Origin of the sequence: Aquitalea palustris (assembly GCF_003693445.1) — a bacterium.
Taxonomy (GTDB): domain Bacteria; phylum Pseudomonadota; class Gammaproteobacteria; order Burkholderiales; family Chromobacteriaceae; genus Aquitalea; species Aquitalea palustris.
In genome coordinates, this window is record NZ_RFAR01000170.1 from 1 (window position 1) to 263 (window position 263).

General features: G+C 56.3%; 1 protein-coding gene. It reads right to left on the minus strand.

Features of this window, described 5'->3' with window-relative positions:
• Nucleotides 1-263: IS3 family transposase (locus EAY64_RS20205; RefSeq protein WP_147456264.1), on the minus strand; the 263-nt coding region annotated here is incomplete at both ends.

Consider the following 263-nt stretch of genomic DNA (forward strand, 5'->3'; position numbering starts at 1 on the left):
AACATCTCGATGTAATCGAAGATATCGCGCCGGGCTTCCTCCCTGCCGTGATAGGTTTTCCGCTTGATACGCTCCCGCTTCCGTAACTGGAAGAAACTCTCCGCCACCGCATTGTCGTGGCAGTTTCCGCACCGACTCATGCTGCGCACCAAGCGATGGGCCTTCAAAGAATCCTGCCAGTCATCACTGCTGAACTGACTTCCCTGGTCGGAATGCACCAGTACCTCCTGCTTGGGCTGACGTCGCCATACCGCCATCAACAG